The following is a 3,481-nucleotide window of genomic DNA, read 5'->3' as shown; positions in this document are numbered from 1 at the left end:
GGCGTGCCGCGCGCTCGCCGAGCGGCTGCCCCGGACGCTGGACGGCGCGGGGCGGGGCACGTCCACGCCCGAGTCGCCGTACGTCGCCGTCTGGGGTGAGGCTGAGATCGGGCTGCGCTGCGGCGTGCCCCGGCCCGCCCGGATGGCGCCCACCGACCGGTTGCAGGAGATCGGCGGCGTGGGCTGGTTCGCCGATCCGGACAAGCCGGCCCTCTTCACCGCGATCGCCGCGCCCGCCTACGTGGAGGTCACGATCGCGGGCACGCACGCGCCAGGCGGCGTGCTCGCCGAGCTCTCCGGCCCGATCGGCCAGGTGTCAGCGCAGCCCCGCTGACCGGTGCAGCGCGAGCTGGATGAGCCGGTCGACCAGCTCCGGATAGGTCAGGCCCGAGGCGGCCCACAGCTGCGGCGCCACCGACAGGGAGGTGAACCCGGGCATCGTGTTGATCTCGTTGAAGATCAGCTCACCGTCGGACGTGTAGAAGAAGTCGATCCGCGCCAGCCCCTCGCACTCCAGCGCCTCGTACGCCCGCACGGCCATCGCCCGGAGCTGCTCGGCCACCTCGGCGGGGATGTCGGCGGGCACGGTGAGCGACATCTGGTCGGGATAGTACTTGGCCTCGAAGTCGAAGAACTCCTGCCCGCCCTCGACCTTCACCTCGCCGGGCACCGAAGCGCCGGGCGGCTCGTCGCCGAGAGACTGGAGCACCGCGCACTCGATCTCGCGCCCCACGATCGCGGCCTCGATGAGCACCTTGGGGTCGTGCCGCCGGGCGAACTCGATCGCCTCCTCCAGCTCGGCCTGGTCGTGGGCCTTGGAGATGCCCTGCGAGGACCCGGCGCGGGCGGGCTTGACGAACACCGGCCAGCCGAGCGCCTCGGCCTCCTTGAGCACCCGCTCCCGGTAGAGCCGCCAGTCGCGGTCGCGCACCACCACGTGCCGCCCGACCGGCAGCCCGGCCGCCGCGATCACGGTCTTCATGTACGCCTTGTCCATGCCCACCGCGCTGGCCAGCACGCCCGAGCCCACGTAGCGCACCCCGGCCATCTCCAGCAGCCCCTGGATGGTGCCGTCCTCGGCGAACGGCCCGTGCATCACGGGGAAGACCACGTCTACCGCTCCGAGCTCGACGGGGATGCCGCCCGGCTCGTAGGCCACCAGCGAGCCCTCGCCGGAAGGCAGCGCGAGCGCCGCGCCCGAGGTGTCGACCTCGGGCAGCTCGCCCGCCTCGATGGCGAACCGCTGGTCGGACGCGGCCAGCACCCACCTGCCGTCCTGGGCGATCCCGATGAGGATCACCTCGTACCTGCTCTTGTCGATCGCCTCCAGCACGCTGCCCGCGCCCATGAGGGACACGGCGTGCTCGGAATTGCGACCCCCGAATACGACAGCGACGCGCGGCTTGCTCATGACGTCCGAATCTACCGGTGTGTCCCTCCTACAGCGAGTCAAGCCCTGGGGTGGTGTCCGCAATGGTCGGGTCACACCCCGTATCGCTCAGGTTTCGGCGAACGCGACATCAGCAGCATCCCGGCCTCGGTCGGCGACATGCCGTCGTGCACGACGCCCACGACGACCTCCGTGATCGGCATCTCGACGTCGTGCTTCCTGGCCAGCTCCAGCACCGACTCGCAGGACTTGACCCCTTCGGCGGTCTGCCTGGTGGTGGCGATCACCTCGGCCAGCGTCATGCCGCGGCCGAGCCGCTCGCCGAACGTGCGGTTGCGCGACAGCGGCGAGGTGCAGGTGGCAACCAGGTCGCCCATGCCGGCCAGCCCGGCGAACGTGTGCGGGTCGGCCCCGAGCGCCGCGCCCAGCCGGGAGATCTCCGCCAGACCCCTGGTCATCAGCATGGCCGAGACGTTGTCGCCCATGCCCATGCCCACCGACACTCCGACCGCCAGCGCGATGACGTTCTTGACCGCCCCGCCGAGCTCGACGCCGACCACGTCGTGGTTGGTGTAGGGGCGGAACCACGGCGGCAGGTGGCAGGCCTCCTGCAGCCGCTCCGCCACGCTCTCGTCGGCGCAGGCCACGACCGTGGCGGCGGGCTGGCGCTGGGCGATCTCCTTGGCCAGGTTGGGCCCGGAGACGACGGCGACGCGATCCTCGGCCACCCCCGCCACCTCGCGGATGACCTCGCTCATCCGCTTGGTCGTGCCGAGCTCGACCCCCTTCATCAGGCTGACCAGGACGGCGTCGCGGGGGATGTGCTCGCGCCAGGCGGCCAGGTTGGGCCGCAGCGACTGGGAGGGCACGGCGAGCACCACGAAGTCGGCCCCGTCCAGCGCCTCGGCCGGATCGGTCGTGGCGCGCAGCGAGCCGGGCAGCGCCACGCCCGGGAGGTAGTCGAGGTTGGTGTGGGTGCGGTCGATCGCCTCCACCAGCTCCGGCCTGCGCCCCCACAGCGTGGTCCGGTTGCCGGCCTCGGCCAGGATCATCGCATAGGTGGTGCCCCACGAGCCGGTGCCGAACACGGCGGCCTTCGTCATCGGATCACTGCCTCGCCGGGTCGTAGGGGGTCTCGGGGGCCTTCTCGCCGCGCAGCTCCGCCAGCTGCGCGGTGACCGCCGCCATGATGTCGGCGGTCGCTTCGCGCAGCACGTCCGCGTGCGGCGGGCGGTCGGCGTACCTGGACAGGTCGACGGGCGGGCCCACCGACAGGTGGAAGGTCTTGCGCGGGAACAGCCTCGGCCTCTTCTCCCCGTACGGCAGCAACTCGTGCGCCCCCCAGTGGGCCACCGGGATCACCTGGGCGCCGCTCTGCAGCGCGAGCCTGGCGACGCCGGTCTTGCCCACCATCGGCCACAGGTCGGGGTCTCGGGTGCAGGTGCCCTCCGGGTAGAACAGGATCGCCCCTCCCTCCTTGAGCCGCTGCGCCGACTCGTGCAGCGACCTGGCCGCCTCGCTGCTGCCCCGCTCGACGGGGACGGCGCACAGCGCGCGCACCGCGCGGCCCAGCAGTGGCACCTTGAACAGCGCCGACTTGGCCAGGATGACCGGCCAGCGCCCGTGGTCGTACAGGAAGTGCGCCAGCAGGACGGGATCGGTCCAAGACAGGTGGTTGGTCGCGATGATCACCCCGCCCTGGCGGGGGACGCGCTCCCCGTGGCGCCAGTCGCGCCCGACCAGCAGCAGTGACAACGGCTTCACGATCACCACGGCCAGGATCTCCCAGAAACGCGATGGTCGCGTGAGGCGCCTCATGCTCTCCTCCAAGCCGAACGGTTTGCGCCCCAAGTCTCCCGGTTCGCCGCGGGAGATGTCGAGGCGCGATGCTTAAGCCTATGAGCAACCGCTGGTCACTGGTCATCCCGGTCAAGACGCTGGTCGCGGCGAAGACCAGGCTGGCCGCCGCGACGGGGCCGCACCGCGCGCGGCTGGCCGTCGCCGTCGCGTGCGACACCGTCTCGGCGGCGCTCTCCTGCCCCGCGGTGGAGCGGGTAATCGTGGTGACCGCCGACCCGGCCGCCGCCGGGC

At 72.0% G+C, this 3,481-nt stretch carries 4 protein-coding genes and 1 pseudogene; 2 read left to right on the top strand and 3 right to left on the bottom strand.

The window, feature by feature from the left end:
* On the top strand, window positions 1–334 hold a 334-nt coding region (locus DQW85_RS25760; RefSeq protein WP_162795374.1), incomplete at its 5' end, for a DUF3515 family protein.
* Here DQW85_RS25760 and DQW85_RS25755 read toward each other — a convergent pair.
* The 3 genes from DQW85_RS25755 to DQW85_RS25745 form a co-directional block, all read right to left on the bottom strand.
* The gene (locus DQW85_RS25755; RefSeq protein ID WP_113702539.1) at window positions 317–1,411 is read right to left on the bottom strand and encodes a D-alanine--D-alanine ligase family protein; all 1,095 of its coding nucleotides are present in this window, start codon (window positions 1,409–1,411) and stop codon (window positions 317–319) included. The genes DQW85_RS25760 and DQW85_RS25755 overlap by 18 nt on opposite strands.
* Before the next feature lie 71 nt (window positions 1,412–1,482).
* Window positions 1,483–2,493, bottom strand: coding sequence for an NAD(P)H-dependent glycerol-3-phosphate dehydrogenase (locus tag DQW85_RS25750; protein WP_113702538.1), 1,011 nt, complete (start codon window positions 2,491–2,493; stop codon window positions 1,483–1,485).
* 4 nt (window positions 2,494–2,497) lie between these two features.
* The gene (locus DQW85_RS25745; protein ID WP_113702537.1) at window positions 2,498–3,208 is read right to left on the bottom strand and encodes a lysophospholipid acyltransferase family protein; all 711 of its coding nucleotides are present in this window, start codon (window positions 3,206–3,208) and stop codon (window positions 2,498–2,500) included.
* Between the two features lie 80 nt (window positions 3,209–3,288).
* Here DQW85_RS25745 and DQW85_RS25740 point away from each other — a divergent pair.
* Window positions 3,289–3,481: pseudogene (locus DQW85_RS25740) on the top strand (2-phospho-L-lactate guanylyltransferase); the annotation flags it as partial.

The organism is Nonomuraea lactucae (assembly GCF_003313395.1).
GTDB lineage: Bacteria > Actinomycetota > Actinomycetes > Streptosporangiales > Streptosporangiaceae > Nonomuraea > Nonomuraea lactucae.
This window is presented reverse-complemented; position numbering and strand designations above follow the sequence as displayed.